Source organism: Anabaena sp. FACHB-83, assembly GCF_014697485.1.
Taxonomy (GTDB): domain Bacteria; phylum Cyanobacteriota; class Cyanobacteriia; order Cyanobacteriales; family Nostocaceae; genus Nostoc_B.
This window is the reverse complement of record NZ_JACJRY010000021.1, coordinates 34,956-54,803: the sequence shown is the minus strand read 5'-3', so window position 1 is coordinate 54,803 and position 19,848 is coordinate 34,956. Positions and strand designations below refer to the sequence as shown.

Here is a 19,848-nt window from a genome sequence, read left to right as displayed (position 1 = left end):
AAGTAATTATGCTAGTTCAAGAAAAGTCAAAACAGATTGGTGTAGTTGCTAAAGAAAGTGGAGTACCGATTAAAACCATTCGCTACTATGAGGAGCTTGGTCTACTCAAATCATCAGGCAGAACTGAAGGTGGTTTTAGATTATTTAACACTGATGTTTTAGCTCGCCTGCACTTTATTAAACGCGCCCAAAGTCTGGGTTTAACTTTATCCGAAATCAAAGAATTTTTGAATGTTCATGATGAGGGAGAATTACCGTGTGAACATATAAAAACCAAGCTTGAGGATAAGGTACAAGCTATTGATGATCAAATTCAGCAATTACTTGTTTTGAGACAAGATTTGTCAGGGATGCTTTCTGGCTGGAAAATTCAATCTGAAACATATCATCCAACAATTTGCCCCATCATTAACTAAAAACTAGTGTCGATCTAAAAAATATTTTTTAACAATACGTTCACTCAAAAATGAACGTATTTTTTATTAATTCAAATCAAAAAACTAAAAATTTCTTGATTTTTTCTCTTGACTCTCCACTCAACTAGACAATTTAAACTCACTTTATGTTGAGTAGATGATTCATAAATCACTCGCTGATCTTCAAAAATTAGTCATGTTCGATGAGGGTTAAACATTATGAGCATACAATTTACTATTCTTGAGCTAGTTTGTTCTGTTTGTGTGAATACTGTTACCACAGCAATTAAATTTATCGATTCTATAACCACATTTTCAGCTAAACCAACCACAAAACTTGTAAGTATAGCAATTCAAGCATCTGAGACACAGATTAAATAATTAATCAATAGCTGATGTTGGCTATCTATTTAGTTTTTGAGTTTTGTCTAGTCTCAATAATTATTGAAATGCTAATTACTGATGGTAGACAAAACTCAATTCAGAAAAGCCCTTTTGCTTTTAGTAAAAGACGTAATTTCTATGGGCTTACTTTTTCTGATTCCGCTAATGATTGCTTTAGGAGTGAGTTATCTGTTTAAAAATTCTACTGATGAATTAGCAGAATTAACAGTTTTATTGACAATTGCTTGCCTAATTGTCAGTGTAATATTAACACCTTGGCAACTAAAGATTTTGATTTTAATACTTGTCATCTTCAAGGCATAGCCCAAGACAAGATTAGGAAATTATCTATTTCTAATCAACAAAACTCTTGCTTCTCGTATAGCCTTACTACTCAACTTGAGTCTTTTGAATAACTTAATCCGTTACGAAAAGGAGAAAATCAATGAATAGATTTCTAAATGCGATCGCTATCACTACTACTTTGGTTCTAGTTCAAGCTTGCTCATCATTACCTAAAGCTGAAGAAAAAGCAATGTCTGTTAGTACACATCAGCATGAGGAGCGTTCAATGAGCGAGAGCCATCATGGAGAACATTCAACAAGTAGCACAATTCATGGTGAGAAAAAAGCATTGACTCAAGCAAAACTCAAAGCTCCCAGTAACATCACCCCAAATAAAAATATTTCGCTATTGATTGATGTTCAAGATTTAGAAGGAAAGGCGATCGCCAAGTTTGACAATTTCCAAGAAAAGCTCATGCACTTAATTATTGTCAGTGACGATCTTCAGTTTTTCAGCCATCTTCATCCCACATACAAAGATAATGGTCAGTTTCAAGTAGAAGCTAGTTTTCCAAAAGCAGGTGGTTACACATTCTTTAGTGACTACAAACCTGCTGGTCAGTCAGAACAAATTTCAGTATTAAAAACACAAGTTCCAGGAATCACTATTGCTGCTCCAGAAATTGACATTAAGCGTAGTAAAATTTTCAATGATACTCAAGTCAATCTCGCTCTTTCTGAACCCACTGTAAAAGCAGGTCAAGAAGTAACTTTAATGTTTAAATTACAAGATGCTACTAACAATCAACCGCTTACAGACTTGCAGCCTTACTTGGGAGAAAAAGGACATTTAGTTATCCTGCGACAGTCAAGCTCATTAACAGCAGCAGATTACATCCATGCTCACGCACTCAACAATACTCCAACTGGACAGGTTCATTTTATGACTAGCTTTCCGCAAGCAGGAAAGTATAAACTTTGGGGACAATTCAATCGCAACGGTAAAATTATTACTGCTGATTTCTGGATTAATGTGGTTTAATTTAGCTGATGTTTTCTTAGTAAAATAAGAAGGGCAGAACTTCCTACCTTCCAACTTTGGATGTACATAGTACCTATGTGAATTCACCACCTAAATAGGTGGTGAATTCTTGTTTCTGGCCATCTCTAATTTAGGAGTTGACCTATGCTAACAGCTAGCGATTGTGTTAAATTCGGTTTCTCAGTTCAGACAAGTTATCCATTGATGCGATCTCTTCACTACATTTACTCCAAAATGTTGAGCTTTTTTCTGCTCTTATTTGATGCTTTATATCAATTTGCTAGTTCTAAACGGCATTGTTGCATGAATAAGTAAAATGGTAAATTTTACCTATGACCTATGGACTCTGCCCACTGCCGTTGAAAAATGAAAACGAAAGCTCAGTACAAAGTCAAGAATTGGAACGCTTATGATGCTGCGCTCAAGCAACGAGGTAGTATTACCTTTTGGGTAAATGAAACGGTAATCGAGCAGTGGCGCAACCAGCAGAAAACGGGTAAAAAGGGAGCATCGAATTATTATTCTGATGTGGCAATCGCCACAATGGGAACAATTCAATCGGTGTTTCATTTACCAGGACGGCAGGCAGAAGGGTTTTTGGAATCGTTATTTATGCTCATGGGAGTTGAGCTACAAGTACCAGACCACTCCACGTTGTCGCGTCGATTAAATAAGTTGTCGGTGAAACTACCTGTAGTGCCAAAAGATGAGGCAGTCCATGTAGTGGTAGATTCAACTGGGGTGAAAGTATATGGTGAAGGCGAATGGAAAGTCCGTACACATGGGGTTAGTAAAAGGCGTACATGGCGGAAATTGCATTTAGGAGTTGACTGTGAAAGTGGCGAAATCCTGGGCGCAGTTGTCACTACTAATGATGTAGGTGATTGCGAGGTACTACCTGACATATTGGAGCAGATTGAGCAACCGATAGAGCAAGTATCTGGTGATGGTGGATATGACACAAGAGATTGTTACGATACCATTTCACAACGCGGGGCAAAAGCGGTAATTCCACCGCGCACTAACGCCAAAATTCAACAACCAAATAATAAAGCACGGCCACACCCTAGAGATGAAAATCTGCTGCGGGTGAACCAAGTCGGGCGTAAGCAATGGAAACAAGAAACTGGATATCATCGCCGTTCTTTATCTGAAACTGCCATTTTTCGGCTCAAAACCATCTTTGGTGGTAAGTTAAGACGACGCTTTTTTGATAACCAAGCTGTCGAGTTATTTCTGCAATGTGCTGCGCTTAACCGCATGATCCAGTTAGGTAAGCCCGACTCTTATAAAGTCGAAGACTAATTCCTATCCTTACTTCGGATTGGTGTGTCCTTTTTTCCTTTCATGCAACAAAGCCGTTCTAAACTAGATTTAAATCTCCAGTCAAACAGAAGAGGGTATTGAGCCGCGTATCTCGGCTCAATACCAAGAGTAAGTGGTTAGTTTGTATTATTTGGATCAAGGATAAGTCTGAATCTGAGCTAGACCAAGTGGAATTTCTTGCGTCAATCCAACTTTTTTAGCATAAACTTGGTACTGCCAAGTTGCACCATAGCCTGATTCATACGCTTGAGTATTGACTCCTCTCATTAAAACTGAGAGCTTTGTTTCAGGAGCTATTGGTTGTGAAAAAGCTACTGTAGCTTTTTGTCCATTAATAGAAACTGTCGTAGAAATTTCCTCCCCTGATTGATTTTTAACTTCAATTCCCTTATCAATTCTCACTCCGTCAGGTAAATTAATTGCGAGTTCTGCCAAAGGTTTACCTTGTACATGAACTTCAAATTTATGAGTAGCATCTGTGACATAAGTAGTATTAGGAATGGCAGCACCTCTGAGCAGATGAGAAGCTCTAAAATCACCTGGTTTTCCACTTGCCCATACAGCAGGAACTGAAAAAGATGTCACTGCTAAAGTAAATGCAGTCAGATAAATCAGTCTTTTCATTTTGTTTCTCCTCAAAAATTACGTAAATTTTGTTCCTATTATCAGTTTCACATTCATAAATGAAATCTCCATGAAATTCCTTAATTTGTTATTAGAAAAAGATTCGATTAGTAAATACGAAACCAAGCAACACCTATAGAGATTTCTGCATCAATACCAACCTCTCTAACTGAGAAACTGTAAACAGAACCATTACCAAGATTTTGTCTTTTTATTTTGTTAAGATCAATATCAAACTTAGTATTAGGGGCAACTGGTTCAGCAAAAGCTAGTAGTATTGTTTTACCGTTGACAGATACATTAGTATTAATTTTCTGTCCCTTTTCATCCACAACATCGATATCCTGAATGTCATTACTTATAGTTACATTGTCTGGAACTTTGATAAGTAGTTGAGTAACAGCTTTACTATTTTGGGGAACGTGTAACTGGAAAGTATGTCTAAAACTTCCCCAACGTGTAGGGGGAAATTGTGTATTTCTATCAATATGGGGAACCTTACCATTGTCTGTTCTAGGACTTGCATAGCTAGGAAAAATAATAGCTGTGCTACTCAGAGTAAACACAACAGCGTAAATCAATGATCTCTTCATATTTACCTCCAAAATAATCAAATACATCAGCTAGCAGAGCATTATTTATGAGTTAATCTGTTCTTAATAGATACATCAAACTTGGCAAAGCTATATTTAACTACCCCATTGATACTCTGATCAATCACGAGAAGTAGCCTGTTAAGTTGCCCTTATTACGTTAAAATTATTGGTAATTTTTCGCTGACGATCTATATTAACTCTATCTACTAGCATGACAAGTCCTAATGAAATCAAGATGAAATTTCAGTAGTTATCATTAAAATTTACAAATAGATTAATATGAAGGAACTTGAACTTCATCTAAAGAAATCTTTACGTCACTGCTAACGACTTTAGCCGAAAGATGATAGGTAAAATTATAACTAATACTTGGTTATAGTAATGTGTTTAAGCTTATTCGCAAGTAGCTAGTGCTAGAAATAACTGCATAGCACTATTAATTTTAAGAATACTATTACAACAAAAGAAGTAAATTACTGGATTTAGTTTTGAAATTGAATAATTAAGTTTTAATTTAGTGAAAAAATATAATTAATTTTTGTAGCAAGTAACTTAATTTCTCAGGAAAATAATCTATTTAATAAAATTACTTATAAAATAACAAATCTTTTAATTAATAAGAAATCAAGCTTTTTATTCATGTTGAAAGTGGCATGAATAAAAAGCTTGGTGGGGGTAAACATGAGGAGCATGTTTCTATTTAGATTATACAAAGTATAGATGAAATCAAGATGAAATTAGGATATATCAATGTATTTAAATAACGGTTACCCAAAAATCAGCAGTAATAATTTTCCCGTTTCGATTAAATTGTCCCCACATTTTATATTTTCCCTGTTTTGGAAAACGGGTGATAAAATGAACCTCATAATCTGGAGTGTTTTTCATAGCATGAGCATGGATATAGTCTGCTTGTGTTAACGGTGATGATTGCTTAAGAATAACTAAATGCCCCCTTTCTCCTAAATAAGGTTTTAAATCTGTGGGTGGTTTTTTACTTGCAGCATCTTGTAAATTAAAAATTAAATGTACCTCTTGTCCAGCTTTAATGGTGGATTGAGATAACTTGAGATTAACTTGAGTGTTATCAAAAGTTTTAGTAGTAGCTAAATCAATTTTTGGTTTAGCTGATGATTGACCTGGAACTGGTGCTTTGAGAACTGAAACTTGTTCTGCTTTTCCTGCTACTTTGTAATCACTGAAAAGAGTATAGTTAGAAGGATAGGGAAAATAAACTTGAACTTCAAAGCGTCCATTCCCTTTATATGCAGGATGAATATGTTGGAAAGATTGTAAATCATCACTAACGACAATTAAGTGCATTAGTTCTTCTTGAAATTTGTCAAAATTAGCAATGGCTTTACCATTTTTGTCTTTTATTTCAATCGCTATAGGAACAGGAGTGTTAGGAGTTATTTTGCTGGGAAGGATAAGTTTTGCAGTAGCGTTCGCAGGTTCTAACTGGGAATGACCAGAATGCTCATCATGGGAGTCCCCCATATTATGTCCGTCATGAGGATTATCTTTTTCTTTTGGTTTTTTAGAATCCTTCATATTGTGACCAGTATGGGGATTCGCATTACTTATGCTGGTGGGATTAGTCTCTGAAATTTCCCCAGATTTAACTTGTGAAGCACAACCTTGAGTCAATGCAAGAGTTGAAGTGATAGCCAGTGCAGTCAAAAAACTTTTCATTTTGATGAAAATAGGATTTGTGTGTAAAATGTACGCTTTAAAGGTGATATTGCTCCGAAAACTAGAATAATCAGCGTCGAAATCAAAGCATGATAAATACTAGTTAGCGATTAAAGTTGAAACGCCCGGTTGCTTGTTCACCTTTAATATCTGCTGTAATTTTCACTTGATACTGACCAGATGCTTTTTCATTCAGTAGACCAGTATAGTGTTTGTCTTTAGCATCATAGGTAAAAGGAATCGTCTTTTGTTGACCATCAGGTAGCTGCACTTGAGCCGTTACTTTTGCATTAGGCACTGTGGCGTGGTTATCACCTGTTTGTAAATATAAATCCATGTGAGTTCCATTTGCTTCCTTATCAGGCACAAATTCTAAATGATAGTTTCCTGTCTCTACAACCTGTCCTCCATGAGATGCACCATGCTCGCTATCTGTTTTAGTTGCTGGTGAGGCAGAAACAGATGGTACTTGAGTGGTTAAGGTAGAAGCAGTTGGACTATTTTCTGTATTAGCTGCTTGATTAGCATTACTGCAAGATCCTAAAAATAGTAGTCCCACACTTCCAAGAATTATCAAGCCAGATTTAAGTGATTTCATTGGTTTATTCCTCTCTGTATATATGTGCAGACATTTTGAGTAGCTACATGTGCATAAAAAATTTTTCGTCTTTTTCTTTACTTTCCTCCGTTTTCTTGGGGAATAAATGTTTACCAAACTTGGCATACAAAGCAGGTAAAACAACCAAAGTTATCGCTGTCGATGTAAACAATCCACCAAAAACAACAATAGAAAGTGGTTGCAAAAGTTCTTGTCCTGGGCCACCTTGTAATACCATTGGTGCTAGACCTAATGCAGAAGTCAAAGCCGTCATTAAAATAGCGTTAAGTCGTTCCATTGACCCTTTAAGAATGATTTCTTTTAACGGCATTCCTTCGGCAAATTTACTATTGTAGTTATCCACTAATAACAAACCATTGCGAGTTGCTACGCCAAACAAGGAAACAAATCCAACCAAAGACGCAACAGAAATCACGCCTCCAGTTAAAGCTACCGCGATTACACCTCCTACCAAACCAATTGGTAAATTAATCATAATCATGATGGTAGAAGGTATAGATTTCACTGAAATATACATGAGAACTGTAATTGCCACAAATGCGATCGCACTGAACACCAGGATATTTTGGGTAGCGCGTTCTTCTGCTTCAAATTGACCTGCGTATTGGATAAAATAACCCGCAGGTACTTGGACATTACTTTTGACTTTGGCTTCAATCTCATTGACAATCGAGCGTAAATCCCTACCTTTAGCATTAGCTGAAACTACAATCAAACGGGAAACATTTTCACGATTGATTGTATTCGGGCCAGTACCGTTGTCAATTATTGCGACATTCCCTAAAGGAATTTTCTGTCCATTGGGCGTATCAATTAATAAATCTCGAATGGTGGACAAATCTTGTCGTGCTTCCGGCTTTAACCACACTAAAAGGTCAAATGATTGTTGGTTTTCTAAAACTTGAGAAACAACTTGTCCGTTGAGTGCGGTTTCAATAATGCTAGAAATTTCTCCGACTGATAAACCGTAACGGCTAGCTGCATCTCGATCAAATTTGATTTGAATTTGCGGTATGGGAATTTGTGGTTCTAGCAATAAATCTACAACACCGTCAATCGTTTTCATCTGGGCTTCTACTTGTTCCCCAATCTGACGGAGTTGTGCTAAGTCTGAACCAAAAATTTTAACTGCGATCGCACTTCTGACTCCAGACAAAACTTCATCCATGCGGTGGGAGATGAATCCACCTACATTCGGTGCTGCTCCTGGTATCTTATCAAACTCTTGACGCAGCTTTTCTAAAGTTTTCGCGCGGTCTTTCATTCCCTCATCACTGAGTTCAATATCAACGTGTGCAATATTCACACCTGCCGCATCTGCATCTCCCTCAGCACGTCCAGCTCGTGTTTGAATAAATTTGAAGCGGTTGTCATTTTTGAGCGCATCTTCCACTACATAACCGGCTTTTGTTGTCGCTTCTAAAGACACACCAGGATATAAAGTTAAAGTATTTACCATCGTTTGCTCTTGGAACTCTGGTAAAAAAGCTCTACCGAATGAAGGAATAACTGCGATCGCTGCTACTGTTAAACCCAATGCAACACCAATGATTGGTAAAGAATTCCGAAAAGAAAAGTTGAGACAGTAACTATAAATTGTCTTACATAATCTCGCCAACCAAGGTTCTCTTTTTGTCACTTTGACATTAGGTAATAAAATCGCACATAAAGCAGGGGAGACTAACAGTGATTCTAAACTAGAAATAACAACTATGACTAAATAAGAAATTCCCATTGGTGTAAAAATTCTTCCTTCTACACCCGGCAGAGTAAAAATTGGTGAAAAAACAATAATGCCAATAACAGTTGCACCAATCAATGATTCTCGTACTTCTGCTGAACCTTCAAAAATAATTTCTAATGGCGGTAATGGATTGTCAGAAATTTTATTTTCTCGCAATCTTCTATAAGTATTTTCTCCATAAACAATAGCATCATCAATTGCCGTACCAATCGCTACTGCTAAACCTCCTAAAGTCATTGTATTCAGACCTATACCTAGCCAAGAAAGGGCTAGCAATCCAAACAGTAAAGTTAAGAAAAAATCTAGTAAACATATGGCAAGAGTCCGCCAATTCATTAAAAAGGGAATAAGAATTATTGCCGCAATGATGCTGCCTTGAATTAATGATGAACTAACATTTTGAACTGAGGAATCAATATAACTATCTTGGCGAAATGTCGTTGTGACTTTAATCTCTGGGGGTAAACCAGCTTGAATTTCTTTCATCGCCACTTCTATTGCACGGGAAACAGTAGGAGTATCTGCAAGCGGCTGTTTATTAACCATTAAAATAATTGCTGGTTTGCCATTGAAACTGCCATCACCCCGTTTAATTGCGCCACCAATTTTTACTTCTGCTACATCTTGCAGTCTAACAGGTACTCCGTTACGTGCAGTAATAGTTGATTTTTGCAAATCTGCAATTGATTCAATGCGTCCTATACCTCGAATTAATGTTTCTTTATCTGATGTGATTAAATAACCGCCCGGTGCATTACCATTAGCAGATTTTGTGGCATTAGTAACTTGCTCTAAAGAAACATTAAAAGCTGCTAATTTTGCTGGATCTACTAAAACTTGATATTGACGAGCATCACCACCAAAAACTACTACTTGGCTCACACCTGGAACAGCTAAAAGACGATTTGTGACTTGCCAATCAACAATTCGTCTAGCTCCCATCAAGTCTATTTTGACTTGAGAATTATTATTTTCTGATTCGACTGTAAAAGCGTATTGAACCACTAAACCAACAGGTGAAGTAGTGGGAGAAATTTGCGGCGTTTCTACTCCTGGGGGAAGCTTGCTTGCAGCTTGTTGCAATCGTTCAGTAACTAGCTGACGTGCTTGATAAATTTCTGTCCCCCAGTTAAAAATAACCCTGACAGCAGAAATTCCTGCTGCTGAGGATGAACGAACTGCGGTTACTCCTGGTGTACCATTAATTGCACTTTCGATGGGTAAAGTTACTAAAGATTCAACTTCTTCCGGCGCAAGTCCCGGTGCTTCGGTTTGAATTTCTACTTGGGGCGGTGCAAAGGGTGGTAGCACATCCAATGGCATTTGGGGAATGACGTAGAATGTCCACAATGCAGCGATCGCTGTAGCTAAAACAACGAGCCAACGTCGGTCAATCACCCACCTGACGATGTTATTGAGCATTTTAGATTTGAAATTTGAAATTACTAAATGTTATTGTCTGGTTGATCAAAGACAGCAGTAGAATTTGATGTGGTTGATTTTTTATGGTTATCAATATGAGTTTCAGTTTCATAATTAAAGCCATCATATTCGGGATGACCAACTGATACAAAACGCTGACGTATGCGACGACTTGACCAAAGACTACCTGCGGCAAAAGCAGCAACACCAAAAAGTGTTACTCCTCCTGTTCCCAATAGCCACAAAGGTATAGGTAAGTTTGTTTTTGCTTGGGTTACTTCTGTGTTGGTATGTGTTTCATTTTTGTCTCCGCTTGCAGATTTGCTACCACCCCGCAATGATTGAGCATAAAGTTGTGGTGCGCGTTGAGTCACAATCATATCTCCCTCAAACAAACCACTTTTGACCTCAACCATATCTCCAGAAGTTTGCCCTAAAGTTACTTCAGTGGACTGAAAAGAATTACCATTTTGCAAATAGACGAATTTTTTAGCATTTGCCTCAACCACTGCTGAGGTAGGAATAGCTAAAACAGCAGAGGACGTTTGGTTTGTCAAAACTTCCAGTTGAGCAAACATTCCGGGTTTGAGTTGACCACTTGAGTTATTCACTTGAGCTTGTACTGGTACAACTCGTGTTTCTCCTTCTACCGATGTCCCAATCCGGGAAATTCGTCCTGAAAATGTACTTTCAGGTAGACTAGCAACTCGTAAATTAATTCTTTGACCAGTTCTTAGCTTGCTTAAATCTTTTTCATAAATATTAGCTGTAGCAAATACCTGACTGTCGTTGACAATCGTCATCAATTTGCCACCAGCATCTTCAAAGGTTTGACCAAGGGTAACTTCTCGATCTGCCACTTTGCCGGAGATAGGAGCAGTTACTATAACCAATCCCTTAGCATTAGCAAGAGTTCCCAATTGAGCAAGTCGGGTTTGATAAATATTATTACTGCGACTAATATTTGACTTGGCTAACTCAACTGCTGCTTGAGCGCGTTTGAGTTGATTTTCTGCCTCAATCACCTCTCTTTGACTATTGGCTTTAGTGAGTTCGGCTTTTGCTTGTGCTAACTGAGTTTGGGACTCTAAAGCATTACGACGAGGTAAAGCACCATCATCAGCTAACTGCTTGTCTTTGCTGTACTTTTCTTGAGCAAATTCAACTTGACTTTGTGCTTGGGCAATTTCCGAGGTGGCTATTTGTTGGTATTTTTGGTAATTCTGTTGAGCTAGTCTTAAGTCTGCTTGGGCCTGTTGTAAATCAGCTTGACCTTGTGCTAATTTTTCCTGAGATTCTACGCGCAATGTTACTAGGTCTGGACTAGTTACAACAGCAACAGGCTGACCTTTCTTTACTGATGCACCAGGTTCTACCAATAATTCCACCACTTTCGCCCCTGGAATTGGCGTAGTAACTTCTACTTTTTGGCTGGGAAGAGTTTCGATTTGCCCAGTGGTTTTAATGCCGATGGCTAACTGCTGACGTTTGACTGACTCGACTTTAATTCCTAGTCGTTTAGCTGTGTCAGCATCAACCTGGATGGAATTACTAGTCCCAGTAGCTTCACTTTCTTGGTGAAATTCGTTTCCATGTCCGGCATGAGCCATAACAAGTGTGGGACTTGCTAATAACAGCAGACTGAGGAATGTGCTAGACACACAACAAATCTTTGTAGGTATTTGGGAACGCTCTGAGTTAGACATTGCGCTTGTTAGGTTTTTGAGTAGGAAGCATCAGGAATTGCGATCTGTTAAAAGTGCTTTTAGGTTTGAGAAATGCACTCTTACACTAGTGTTTCATGTAGAGATGAAATCAGGATGAAATCGAGTTTTGAGCATTCCAAACTTAGAGAAATTTCATCAAAATCTGCTAGGAAACTCTCACCTACCCTAACAAGGGGACTTCGCACAATTAACAAATAACTTATACAGCCATATTGCTTTTGACAATTAGTGATGGGTAGCTTGTAAGATTACATCCCTGATGCCGCGACTAAAGCAGCAATGTCGGTAGGACTTAAAACCACTTGCTTGCAGAGGAAGCACTACGTTGTGGAAACACTGGGTTTCACGATTTTCCCACGTTGAAGTAAGTGTCATCAAATCTGCCAACTTTTAGACACGCTCTGTGCAGTTGGTCACAGATTAGCAACTGATGTGGTCTCCCCCATAAACGACTGAATTTACTTGTTGTACCAAGTTTTTCGCCACTGCTTCATTTGGTTGATCTCTGCTTGCTGTGAATCAATAATACTCAGAGCCAATTTCTTGATTTCAGGACGCTGAGACTTACTCAATGCATCTTTAGCCATTGCGATCGCACTTTCATGGTGTGGAATCATCGCATTGATAAACCGCAAATCAAATTCAGGATCAGCAGATCCTAAATTCATATTCATCATCATGCCTTGCATCTGCTCGTGAGGCATGGAGACTGTCTTACCTGTTTTCGCATCATAAGCTACTGGGGTACTACTTGCAGAGGGATACCATGCTTTACGCCATTGCTTTAGCTTGGCGATTTCTTGGTCTTGAGCTTTAATGATTTCCGAAGCCAGCTTTTTGATTTCAGGACGTGTTGATTTCTCCAGTGCTTGTTTTGCCATATCAACCGCCCCTTGATGGTGCGGAATCATCGCATCAATAAAGCGTAAATCATAATTAGCATCGGCTGAACCTAAATCCATTGTCATGCTGTGGTTCATGCCACCACCATGATTCATCATCCCACTGTCGTGATTCATCGGTTGCTTGTCACTCGTATCAGTAGCGGTGGTAGTAGGGTTTGATGCTTGATTTTGGGAAGTGGTAGTAGAACAGGCAGTCAACACGCTACTGCTAAAAGAGGCGATCGCGACTAAGGCTAATGACAAAAATCTATTTGTTAAATTAAACATTTGCAAAATAACTAATTATTTAGAATACACTGTTGCCACTATATAGTTTGACAGACAAAAATGAAATCAGGATGAAATCTAATTTTGTTTATGGCATGCAGCAGTTATAAAAGGTTAGAAATTTGTACTAAAGTTTTAATTACAAAACTACTTATACATACTTAAATGAAATTAGGATGAAATAGTTCTAGCTAATTAGTAATAAATATTCTTTATATCATGAGACAGAGGCAACCATATTAGTAATTTTTTAACTTAAGGGCGAAGAGGTACGAATACAACCTCTTGTGAAATTGATAACTTGAAATCGGAGGTCTAACTATGACGACAACTCAATCTCACCAATCCTTGCTTGAAACTTGCATAGAGGCTTGCTTTAATTGCCTACGCGACTGTGAAAACTGTGCCGATGCTTGCTTAAATAGCAATATGGTACAGATGATGGCTCAATGTATTAAGCTATGCCGAGACTGTTCTGATACCTGCGCTCTCTGCGCCCGTTTCATGTCGCGCAATTCTGCTCTCCATGCTCAAATATGTGGAGTCTGTGCAGAAGCTTGCGATCGCTGTGCTAGCGAATGTGAAAAACACGATAGCGACCATTGTAAACGCTGTGCTGCATCTTGTCGTCGTTGCGCCGAGTCTTGTCGCCAAATGGCTACAGCTATGGTGTAAGTATGTATAATTGCTGACTGCTGCGTTGCAATTTATTTATGCTGCGAGCGCTGACCGCAGCATAAATAAAAGTACTAAACAGCATTATTATATTTTTTACTGCTTATGCTTTTAAGATACAACTATTTTATATTTAAACAAATACTTTTTATTTTTTAAATTAATTTAGATATATTGAAATTTACTCAAATAGAATATGTAATTAAATTTCTTGTTAGAAGCTGTAATTCCCTATCATAAATTACTATAAAAAAGTCGTGATAATAGAAACTACGACTTTAACTAACGCCTATTTGCTAAAACAGCAAGTAGGTAATTTTTTATGAACCAACCTGAATGGTTAGAAGCAAACAAGCAGGTTTATTCCAAAGAACATGGTGTTATCCATATCGCCGCCATCATTGAGAAAAACCTTTACTTTAAAAAGGGTAGTTTAAACCAAATTATTTTTGACTGGGAGCATGAAGTCAATAGCGGTAACTTATTACCTCTAAACCAAGCACCAACAGGTAAAAGCATTCTCTACCAAGAGATAGCTGCTATACTTGACGGCTCTGGAAAGCTACAAAGCTGCGAAGTAATTCCTGCTCAAGAAGCTAAACTTTATCCCATCCCGGATGATATTCACCCTCTAGTTAAACTGGCCTTAAGTAAGTCAGGAATCACCCAACTATACTCTCATCAGGTTGAAGCATGGCAAGCTTACAAAAAAGGAGAAGATATAATTCTCCAAACTCCTACCAGCAGTGGTAAAAGTATCTCTTTTCTCATTCCAATCATTCATGAGTGTCTAAAAGGTAAATCAGCTTTAATATTCTTTAACTTGAAAGCACTTGCATTTGACCAGGTAGAGAAAATACGTTCCTTTGTTAGCCACTTAGATGAAAATATTCGCCCCCAAATTCTCAATATTAATGGAGATATTCCTCCCCAAGAGCGCAAACTACTTTACAGCAATCAACCTTCAATTTTATGCGTGACTCCTGATGTATGGAACCACGAACTTAACAACTTTCAATTCAATTCAAACTGGGGATTTAGAGAAACAATCAGAAAACTTTCAATCATTGTCTGTGACGAAATGCACTTTTATCAAGGCATATTTGGTTCGCATTTTGCACTACTTAATCGGCGAACTCAACTTATGATAGAGTCTGTCGGCAATGATATTTCAAAATTACAGTACATCTTCGCTTCTGCAACAATTAGTAACAGCAGCGAAATTGCCCAGAAGATATCTAATCGAGAAGACCAAAGTAATCTTGCTATTATTGAGCAAAGTGGGGCAAAACGCTCGGAGATTACTTTTATTAGCCTTAAAGCACGGAACAATACATTTTACCAAACTGCCCAAGTCGCAGCTATGCTCGTAAGTAAAGGCATAGTCGGGATTTGTTTCTGCGATAGTAGAGAACTGGTTAAGGTTTTAACTAATGCCATACGTAAGGCTTTAATCGAGATGCAACTGCCCCATCTGGGAGAAAGCATCTCAGCATTTTATGGGAGCATGAAGGCAAATCAGCGTAACAAAATTATTGCAGATATACAAAGCGGGAAGGTCAAGTTCATTATATCTACAAGTGCTTTGGAGGCGGGTCTAGATATTGGGTGTATTGATGCAACTATCGTACATAGTTACCCCGGCTCAATTCTTGCCTTTCGCCAAAGGGCAGGACGTGCGGGGAGACAGGAAGCAGGACTATTGGTGTTTATTCCGTCGAAAAGGTCGATTATGGATTCTTACTACGCCAATTACCCAGAACGCCTTTTATCCGATCCTCCAGAAATTATCAACTTTAACCACAATTATGAAACAACTTTGGAGCAGCATATTCTCGCTTGTTGCAAAGAAAGTAAGCCGACACAAGCTCAAATTGCCCGACATTTTAGTAGTTCTGGTGATGCGATCGCCCGACAGTTAATCGGTGAAAATCAACTGATATTCAGCTACAATCAAAGACTGACAACTAATCGAAACCTCGGTTATGTCCACTCAAAAATTAAAGTTAGAGGCAACACTGACCAAAACATCAGTTATATCAATCAAGATAGCGCAGAAGAGTTTGAGGAAAGTTCGGCATCTTCTGCACTAAGAGAAGTTTACCCTGGTGCTATATATCTTGCTCAAGACTTTGATGGCAACCCCGTACAGTATAAATCACAAGAGCTAAATTTAAGCGAAGGGAAAGCAATTCTCAAGCCAATTGAAGCAACCAATTTATTTAGTCGTCCTGAAGGAAGCCTAAATTTCGAGGAAATTAAAATTATCGGGAAAGCCAAAATTATCAATATTCCCCAAGGGGCTGCTAGATTTACACCTGTTTCAGCCAAAATCAAAGAAGAAATTTATGGCTACAACTTGTACAGGCTGGAACAAAAATGGACTTGCAGTAGTAACAGATGTCGCAACTTCAATTTAAATTTACCTGGACACTTACAAACTTGTCCTGCTTGTAAAACCCAACTGGTTGAACGAGAATTTGTCGAACTCTTGGAGGAAAATAAATACGAAGAATCACTTGCTCTTAACTACAATACATTCTGCGTCAGAGTTGAAATTAACGCTGACGCACGAAAATATTTTTCAGTTGTGGTCAAAAATCACAGAAAAGAGATACTTAATAAACAGAAATATATTACCAATGAGGAGAAACAACTATTTGAAAGCAATGAAACCCAAATTTGCGTTCATACTCTCGCTCATCACCTTATACTCAGTTTACCACTTGTCGAACATGGAGCAAACAGTCGAGATATAGATTTCATGTTAGTAGAAGTGCCGTCTAATACTAAGATAGTTGGCTATTTCTTTGATACTTGTGAACATGGTACAGGTATGTGTGATACCCTCATCAAGTATTTAGAGAGTGCCTTGATTAAGGCAAAGTTTCTAGTCGATAATTGTCCTTGTAAATACGGCTGCTCTTCTTGTACAACAATTCAACGCTGCCCTGATGATAACGAAGCACTATTTAAATCAGTTGGGCTATCTCTACTAAAGGAAATAATCAATCCAACAGAGACAAGAACTATTAATCAATAGTTAAGATAATCCTATCCAGCTTGGGTAGGATTATTTTTTTAGTAATTCAACCACATACATCGCTTACGCACAAGATTGATGAAAGTTTTGAGAATAAGCGATGTACGTCGAACTATTAGCTGATTCACATCCAAACCCTAAAAGATTTCAAATTATTCACGCACCATCATATTTACTTATGGAAACAAATTTTCAAATAGGAGATTTTGTTGAGTCTAACAATATTGATTTTATTATAAATTATGCTGTTAATCTAGGATATCAGGTCAAAATATCTCATCCTGAAACCCAACAATATAATAAATATTCTCTTCCCAAAATCAGTGATGAACTAGCTGATTTGATAATTAATTATCCATCCGACTTAAAACTGCGAACTAATGGGATGGTTTTTGAACAAAGGGCATATTTAATGTCTAAGGTTTACGATGAAGTGTGCCAAAATCTTGAATCAAAAGCTCTTTTAAGAGAAGCAGAGTATTGGCTGATAAATTACGCACGAGAAGTAATTGCCAAACAATGTCATTACTTACCAGATATCCTAATGAAATTAGATAACCCAACTGTGAGAGCAATGGCAATAGATACACTCATGCTCTGGCAACCAGATTGGAACAAGGCTATCTCTCAATATAGAGGAAGTAGATTTGAGGCTGGCAATAATGAGTTTGAGGTTATCAGCTACTATCACAATCAAAAAAATAAGGGTAGGGAGGGGATAATGGTACTGTGCAAGGTAACAAAAACTATGAATAACTATCTTGAATTTCCTACCTTTCCTTGCAATGCAAACTGTACTCTTGGGACTTATCAAGTCGAAAATGCACTTAACAAAAGGTTAGCTTAAAACATAATCTCTATCTGAAATATTAATCATGGACGAGCAACAAATTAACTATTTCATAACAGGTATTTGTACATTTCACTGGAATGCTGATTTTCATAAATTCTGTCAAGTCTACAACTTTGACCCTAACCACATTTATTCAAAAGAGAAATGGCAGCAGTGGCAACAATTTGGATCTGGTATTAAAGCGTTTGACCACAATACACTCGTTAAGCTAGTTGAAGCTGGCCATCAATTAGCACCACAGTCATAATTTCCAACCACTACGGTTACTAACGCACTCGTGCATGAATTATCGAAATAATTAGCCACATGAATTCATGCACGCCCAAATCCGTCATTTGGTATCTTCGCTTGACAACTTACCCGAAGAATGGCGAATCGTCCCTACCTTTGGTAAACGTCCTCTAGGGAAAGAATGGGAAAAAAACACTTACTCTCCCAAACAACTACAAACTGAACTCGTCCGCCGTCGGCTAAAAGTTTGGACAAATAACAGATTTATCACACCCACTGGTGTAGCCTTGGTATGCGGTTTCAATCATCCTCAAGGGTACTTAGTAGCTATTGACTGCGATGGGGAAACATCCTGGCGACAAATCATTCAAATTAACGAACACCTAGAACCAAAAGAACTTAACCAGCTAACACCCATCAGCGAAACTCCTATGGAGTTGTTACACGATCGCGCTCAAAAATATCTCCCTCCCACAATTGCATTTACCTCTGGGAGGAAATATCGCAGCCAACGCTTATACCTCATTCCCAAATCAAAAGCTTGCGATGTCAAATCTCGCAAAATCAAAACTGGGAAGGACGAACACCTGGAATTTCGAGGCAAAAACCTAGCTTCAATCCTCCCCCCGTCCTTTCATCCAGAAGGTAGAAATTACAGATGGCTTCCCGGCTGTAGTCCATCTGAACGCCAAATAGAAATAGCTCCCGATTGGGTAATTGCCCAAATGCTTGCCAAACAGGAGAAAACAAGAAAGTTTAACCTACCCAAAGAAAAATATAACCGCAGATATGGGGTAGACAGGTACGCTCATTTAATTCCCTCAATAGAAACTAATATCCAGACTGCACTTGTGCTACTCGAAGTCATCCACCCTCGATTTGCAGATGATTACAATTCGTGGATTCAAGTCGGGATGGCACTTCATAGTGTTAGTCCCATTTTATTTAAGGCATGGGACACCTGGAGCCAACTTTCTCCTAAATACAAACCAGGCGAATGCGCCTACAAATGGCAGTCTTTTAACAAGACAGGTATCACTATCCGCACCTTATTTAGATTAGCCAATCTCTCTTAATCATGAATAATCAAACATCACCTGACGAGAATACAACTGACTTTGAAAATAGCTATAGCAGTAAAGATTTTAATCCTGATATTCAGGACAGTCTAAATTTAGAAAAAACATTAGATGAATCAGGAAATACTGAAGTTACAAGTCAAGATTCATCTAGCGATATAACTTTAACCAAAACCGCCATAATTACAATTCAGTTAACACAAAATTCTGAAAAAGCAATTGTCTCAATTGGAATTCAAGATGCACCTCCAATCATAAAGATAATTCCCCTAGCTGAGATTAAATCTCAGCCTATCATAAATAACTGGCTACATGATTTAGAAAAATCTCTCCCAGAAATGCTAAATATTTGCAAACAAAGGATGGAAAAGCAGACTAAAGTTCAGAATCAACAGGAACAATCCAGACAAGTACAAAAGCGTAACCTACCTGAAGATAAAGATAAAAAACTTGCACCTAACAACCAACTGTCACTATTTTAATTACCATGAAGTACATTGCTATTATCGAAGGACAAGAAATTTCTCTGGATGAGGCGATAGCCCAGGATGACAATACACTCAAAACAGCTATTAGCGTCTACTTTCCAGAGTATGCTAATGCCGAAATTGAACGACAAACAACTGATGATACAATTTCAATTCGTTTAGTAAAAAAAGCAGGTACTAAAGGAAGTCAATTTAGAGAATTGAAAAGCAGTTTTGAAGAAATAAATCCTGCACTAAAGTTAGGATGGCAGATAAAGCTTCTAGAGATAAACAGTCAAATTAATCTCGAAAGTTTAATTACCTTACAACCTGAGATAGATAAAGCTATCAAGCTCGGTCAATCTTGGGAGACTTACAGCGAAAAAGTTGCTCAAAGTCTTAAACAGCAACCTGCTATTACGAGTAAATATCCTGTACTGTAATCACA

19 protein-coding genes are annotated in these 19,848 nt (G+C 37.9%); 12 read left to right on the top strand and 7 right to left on the bottom strand.

Annotated elements, in window-relative coordinates; translation table 11 throughout:
* Window positions 1-8 precede the first annotated feature (8 nt).
* The 5 genes from H6G79_RS22570 (at window position 9) to H6G79_RS22550 (ending at window position 3,432) form a co-directional block, all read left to right on the top strand.
* Window positions 9-416: a heavy metal-responsive transcriptional regulator gene (locus H6G79_RS22570; RefSeq protein WP_190592053.1), complete on the top strand. Its 408-nt coding sequence runs from the start codon at window positions 9-11 to the stop codon at window positions 414-416.
* A gap of 219 nt (window positions 417-635) precedes the next feature.
* A complete protein-coding gene (locus H6G79_RS22565; protein ID WP_190592054.1) occupies window positions 636-797 on the top strand; it encodes a copper chaperone in 162 nt (53 codons plus the stop codon).
* 81 nt (window positions 798-878) lie between these two features.
* Complete coding sequence (locus H6G79_RS22560) at window positions 879-1,124, top strand: hypothetical protein (protein ID WP_242048516.1); 246 nt, start codon at window positions 879-881, stop codon at window positions 1,122-1,124.
* 121 nt (window positions 1,125-1,245) lie between these two features.
* On the top strand, window positions 1,246-2,127 hold the full coding sequence (locus H6G79_RS22555; RefSeq protein ID WP_190592055.1) for a hypothetical protein: 882 nt from the start codon (window positions 1,246-1,248) through the stop codon (window positions 2,125-2,127).
* A gap of 366 nt (window positions 2,128-2,493) precedes the next feature.
* Window positions 2,494-3,432 carry an IS5 family transposase gene (locus tag H6G79_RS22550; protein ID WP_190592056.1) on the top strand — a complete coding sequence of 313 codons (939 nt, stop codon included), beginning with the start codon at window positions 2,494-2,496 and terminating at the stop codon, window positions 3,430-3,432.
* A 156-nt stretch (window positions 3,433-3,588) separates the two neighbouring features.
* Here H6G79_RS22550 and H6G79_RS22545 read toward each other — a convergent pair whose 3' ends face one another.
* The 7 genes from H6G79_RS22545 to H6G79_RS22515 all read right to left on the bottom strand — a co-directional run bounded on the left by H6G79_RS22545 (window position 3,589) and on the right by H6G79_RS22515 (window position 13,052).
* Complete coding sequence (locus H6G79_RS22545; RefSeq protein ID WP_190592057.1) at window positions 3,589-4,077, bottom strand: DUF2808 domain-containing protein; 489 nt, start codon at window positions 4,075-4,077, stop codon at window positions 3,589-3,591.
* Between the two features lie 107 nt (window positions 4,078-4,184).
* Window positions 4,185-4,670: a DUF2808 domain-containing protein gene (locus H6G79_RS22540; RefSeq protein WP_190592058.1), complete on the bottom strand. Its 486-nt coding sequence runs from the start codon at window positions 4,668-4,670 to the stop codon at window positions 4,185-4,187.
* Between the two features lie 759 nt (window positions 4,671-5,429).
* Window positions 5,430-6,368, bottom strand: a complete 939-nt coding sequence (locus tag H6G79_RS22535; protein WP_190592059.1) for a hypothetical protein — start codon at window positions 6,366-6,368, stop codon at window positions 5,430-5,432.
* A 103-nt stretch (window positions 6,369-6,471) separates the two neighbouring features.
* Window positions 6,472-6,966: a hypothetical protein gene (locus tag H6G79_RS22530; protein WP_190592060.1), complete on the bottom strand. Its 495-nt coding sequence runs from the start codon at window positions 6,964-6,966 to the stop codon at window positions 6,472-6,474.
* A gap of 43 nt (window positions 6,967-7,009) precedes the next feature.
* On the bottom strand, window positions 7,010-10,153 hold the full coding sequence (locus H6G79_RS22525) for an efflux RND transporter permease subunit (protein ID WP_190592061.1): 3,144 nt from the start codon (window positions 10,151-10,153) through the stop codon (window positions 7,010-7,012).
* 23 nt (window positions 10,154-10,176) lie between these two features.
* Window positions 10,177-11,859 (bottom strand): efflux RND transporter periplasmic adaptor subunit, encoded by a 1,683-nt coding sequence (locus H6G79_RS22520; protein WP_190592062.1) that lies wholly within the window; start codon window positions 11,857-11,859, stop codon window positions 10,177-10,179.
* 479 nt (window positions 11,860-12,338) lie between these two features.
* On the bottom strand, window positions 12,339-13,052 hold the full coding sequence (locus H6G79_RS22515; RefSeq protein WP_190592063.1) for a DUF305 domain-containing protein: 714 nt from the start codon (window positions 13,050-13,052) through the stop codon (window positions 12,339-12,341).
* A 321-nt stretch (window positions 13,053-13,373) separates the two neighbouring features.
* Here H6G79_RS22515 and H6G79_RS22510 point away from each other — a divergent pair, with 321 nt between their 5' ends.
* The 7 genes from H6G79_RS22510 (at window position 13,374) to H6G79_RS22480 (ending at window position 19,843) form a co-directional block, all read left to right on the top strand.
* Window positions 13,374-13,727, top strand: coding sequence for a four-helix bundle copper-binding protein (locus H6G79_RS22510; protein WP_190592064.1), 354 nt, complete (start codon window positions 13,374-13,376; stop codon window positions 13,725-13,727).
* Window positions 13,728-14,049: 322 nt separating this feature from the next.
* The gene (locus H6G79_RS22505; RefSeq protein WP_190592065.1) at window positions 14,050-16,770 is read left to right on the top strand and encodes a DEAD/DEAH box helicase; all 2,721 of its coding nucleotides are present in this window, start codon (window positions 14,050-14,052) and stop codon (window positions 16,768-16,770) included.
* 100 nt (window positions 16,771-16,870) lie between these two features.
* Complete coding sequence (locus tag H6G79_RS22500; RefSeq protein ID WP_190592066.1) at window positions 16,871-17,617, top strand: hypothetical protein; 747 nt, start codon at window positions 16,871-16,873, stop codon at window positions 17,615-17,617.
* Between the two features lie 28 nt (window positions 17,618-17,645).
* Complete coding sequence (locus H6G79_RS22495) at window positions 17,646-17,870, top strand: hypothetical protein (protein WP_190592067.1); 225 nt, start codon at window positions 17,646-17,648, stop codon at window positions 17,868-17,870.
* Window positions 17,871-17,937: 67 nt separating this feature from the next.
* Window positions 17,938-18,930: a bifunctional DNA primase/polymerase gene (locus H6G79_RS22490; RefSeq protein ID WP_190592068.1), complete on the top strand. Its 993-nt coding sequence runs from the start codon at window positions 17,938-17,940 to the stop codon at window positions 18,928-18,930.
* 2 nt (window positions 18,931-18,932) lie between these two features.
* On the top strand, window positions 18,933-19,415 hold the full coding sequence (locus H6G79_RS22485) for a hypothetical protein (protein ID WP_190592069.1): 483 nt from the start codon (window positions 18,933-18,935) through the stop codon (window positions 19,413-19,415).
* Between the two features lie 5 nt (window positions 19,416-19,420).
* Entirely contained in the window at window positions 19,421-19,843 is a 423-nt protein-coding gene (locus tag H6G79_RS22480; protein ID WP_190592070.1) for a hypothetical protein, read from the top strand.
* Window positions 19,844-19,848: the final 5 nt, after the last annotated feature.

What these genes read in the sequence shown, in the direction of transcription:
- H6G79_RS22570 (WP_190592053.1), top strand. Translation starts at nt 9, where the DNA reads ATGCTAGTTCAAGAAAAGTCAAAACAGATTGGTGTAGTTGCTAAAGAA.
- H6G79_RS22565 (WP_190592054.1), top strand. Translation starts at nt 636, where the DNA reads ATGAGCATACAATTTACTATTCTTGAGCTAGTTTGTTCTGTTTGTGTG.
- H6G79_RS22560 (WP_242048516.1), top strand. Translation starts at nt 879, where the DNA reads ATGGTAGACAAAACTCAATTCAGAAAAGCCCTTTTGCTTTTAGTAAAA.
- H6G79_RS22555 (WP_190592055.1), top strand. Translation starts at nt 1,246, where the DNA reads ATGAATAGATTTCTAAATGCGATCGCTATCACTACTACTTTGGTTCTA.
- H6G79_RS22550 (WP_190592056.1), top strand. Translation starts at nt 2,494, where the DNA reads ATGAAAACGAAAGCTCAGTACAAAGTCAAGAATTGGAACGCTTATGAT.
- H6G79_RS22545 (WP_190592057.1), bottom strand. Translation starts at nt 4,077, where the DNA reads ATGAAAAGACTGATTTATCTGACTGCATTTACTTTAGCAGTGACATCT.
- H6G79_RS22540 (WP_190592058.1), bottom strand. Translation starts at nt 4,670, where the DNA reads ATGAAGAGATCATTGATTTACGCTGTTGTGTTTACTCTGAGTAGCACA.
- H6G79_RS22535 (WP_190592059.1), bottom strand. Translation starts at nt 6,368, where the DNA reads ATGAAAAGTTTTTTGACTGCACTGGCTATCACTTCAACTCTTGCATTG.
- H6G79_RS22530 (WP_190592060.1), bottom strand. Translation starts at nt 6,966, where the DNA reads ATGAAATCACTTAAATCTGGCTTGATAATTCTTGGAAGTGTGGGACTA.
- H6G79_RS22525 (WP_190592061.1), bottom strand. Translation starts at nt 10,153, where the DNA reads ATGCTCAATAACATCGTCAGGTGGGTGATTGACCGACGTTGGCTCGTT.
- H6G79_RS22520 (WP_190592062.1), bottom strand. Translation starts at nt 11,859, where the DNA reads ATGTCTAACTCAGAGCGTTCCCAAATACCTACAAAGATTTGTTGTGTG.
- H6G79_RS22515 (WP_190592063.1), bottom strand. Translation starts at nt 13,052, where the DNA reads ATGTTTAATTTAACAAATAGATTTTTGTCATTAGCCTTAGTCGCGATC.
- H6G79_RS22510 (WP_190592064.1), top strand. Translation starts at nt 13,374, where the DNA reads ATGACGACAACTCAATCTCACCAATCCTTGCTTGAAACTTGCATAGAG.
- H6G79_RS22505 (WP_190592065.1), top strand. Translation starts at nt 14,050, where the DNA reads ATGAACCAACCTGAATGGTTAGAAGCAAACAAGCAGGTTTATTCCAAA.
- H6G79_RS22500 (WP_190592066.1), top strand. Translation starts at nt 16,871, where the DNA reads ATGTACGTCGAACTATTAGCTGATTCACATCCAAACCCTAAAAGATTT.
- H6G79_RS22495 (WP_190592067.1), top strand. Translation starts at nt 17,646, where the DNA reads ATGGACGAGCAACAAATTAACTATTTCATAACAGGTATTTGTACATTT.
- H6G79_RS22490 (WP_190592068.1), top strand. Translation starts at nt 17,938, where the DNA reads ATGCACGCCCAAATCCGTCATTTGGTATCTTCGCTTGACAACTTACCC.
- H6G79_RS22485 (WP_190592069.1), top strand. Translation starts at nt 18,933, where the DNA reads ATGAATAATCAAACATCACCTGACGAGAATACAACTGACTTTGAAAAT.
- H6G79_RS22480 (WP_190592070.1), top strand. Translation starts at nt 19,421, where the DNA reads ATGAAGTACATTGCTATTATCGAAGGACAAGAAATTTCTCTGGATGAG.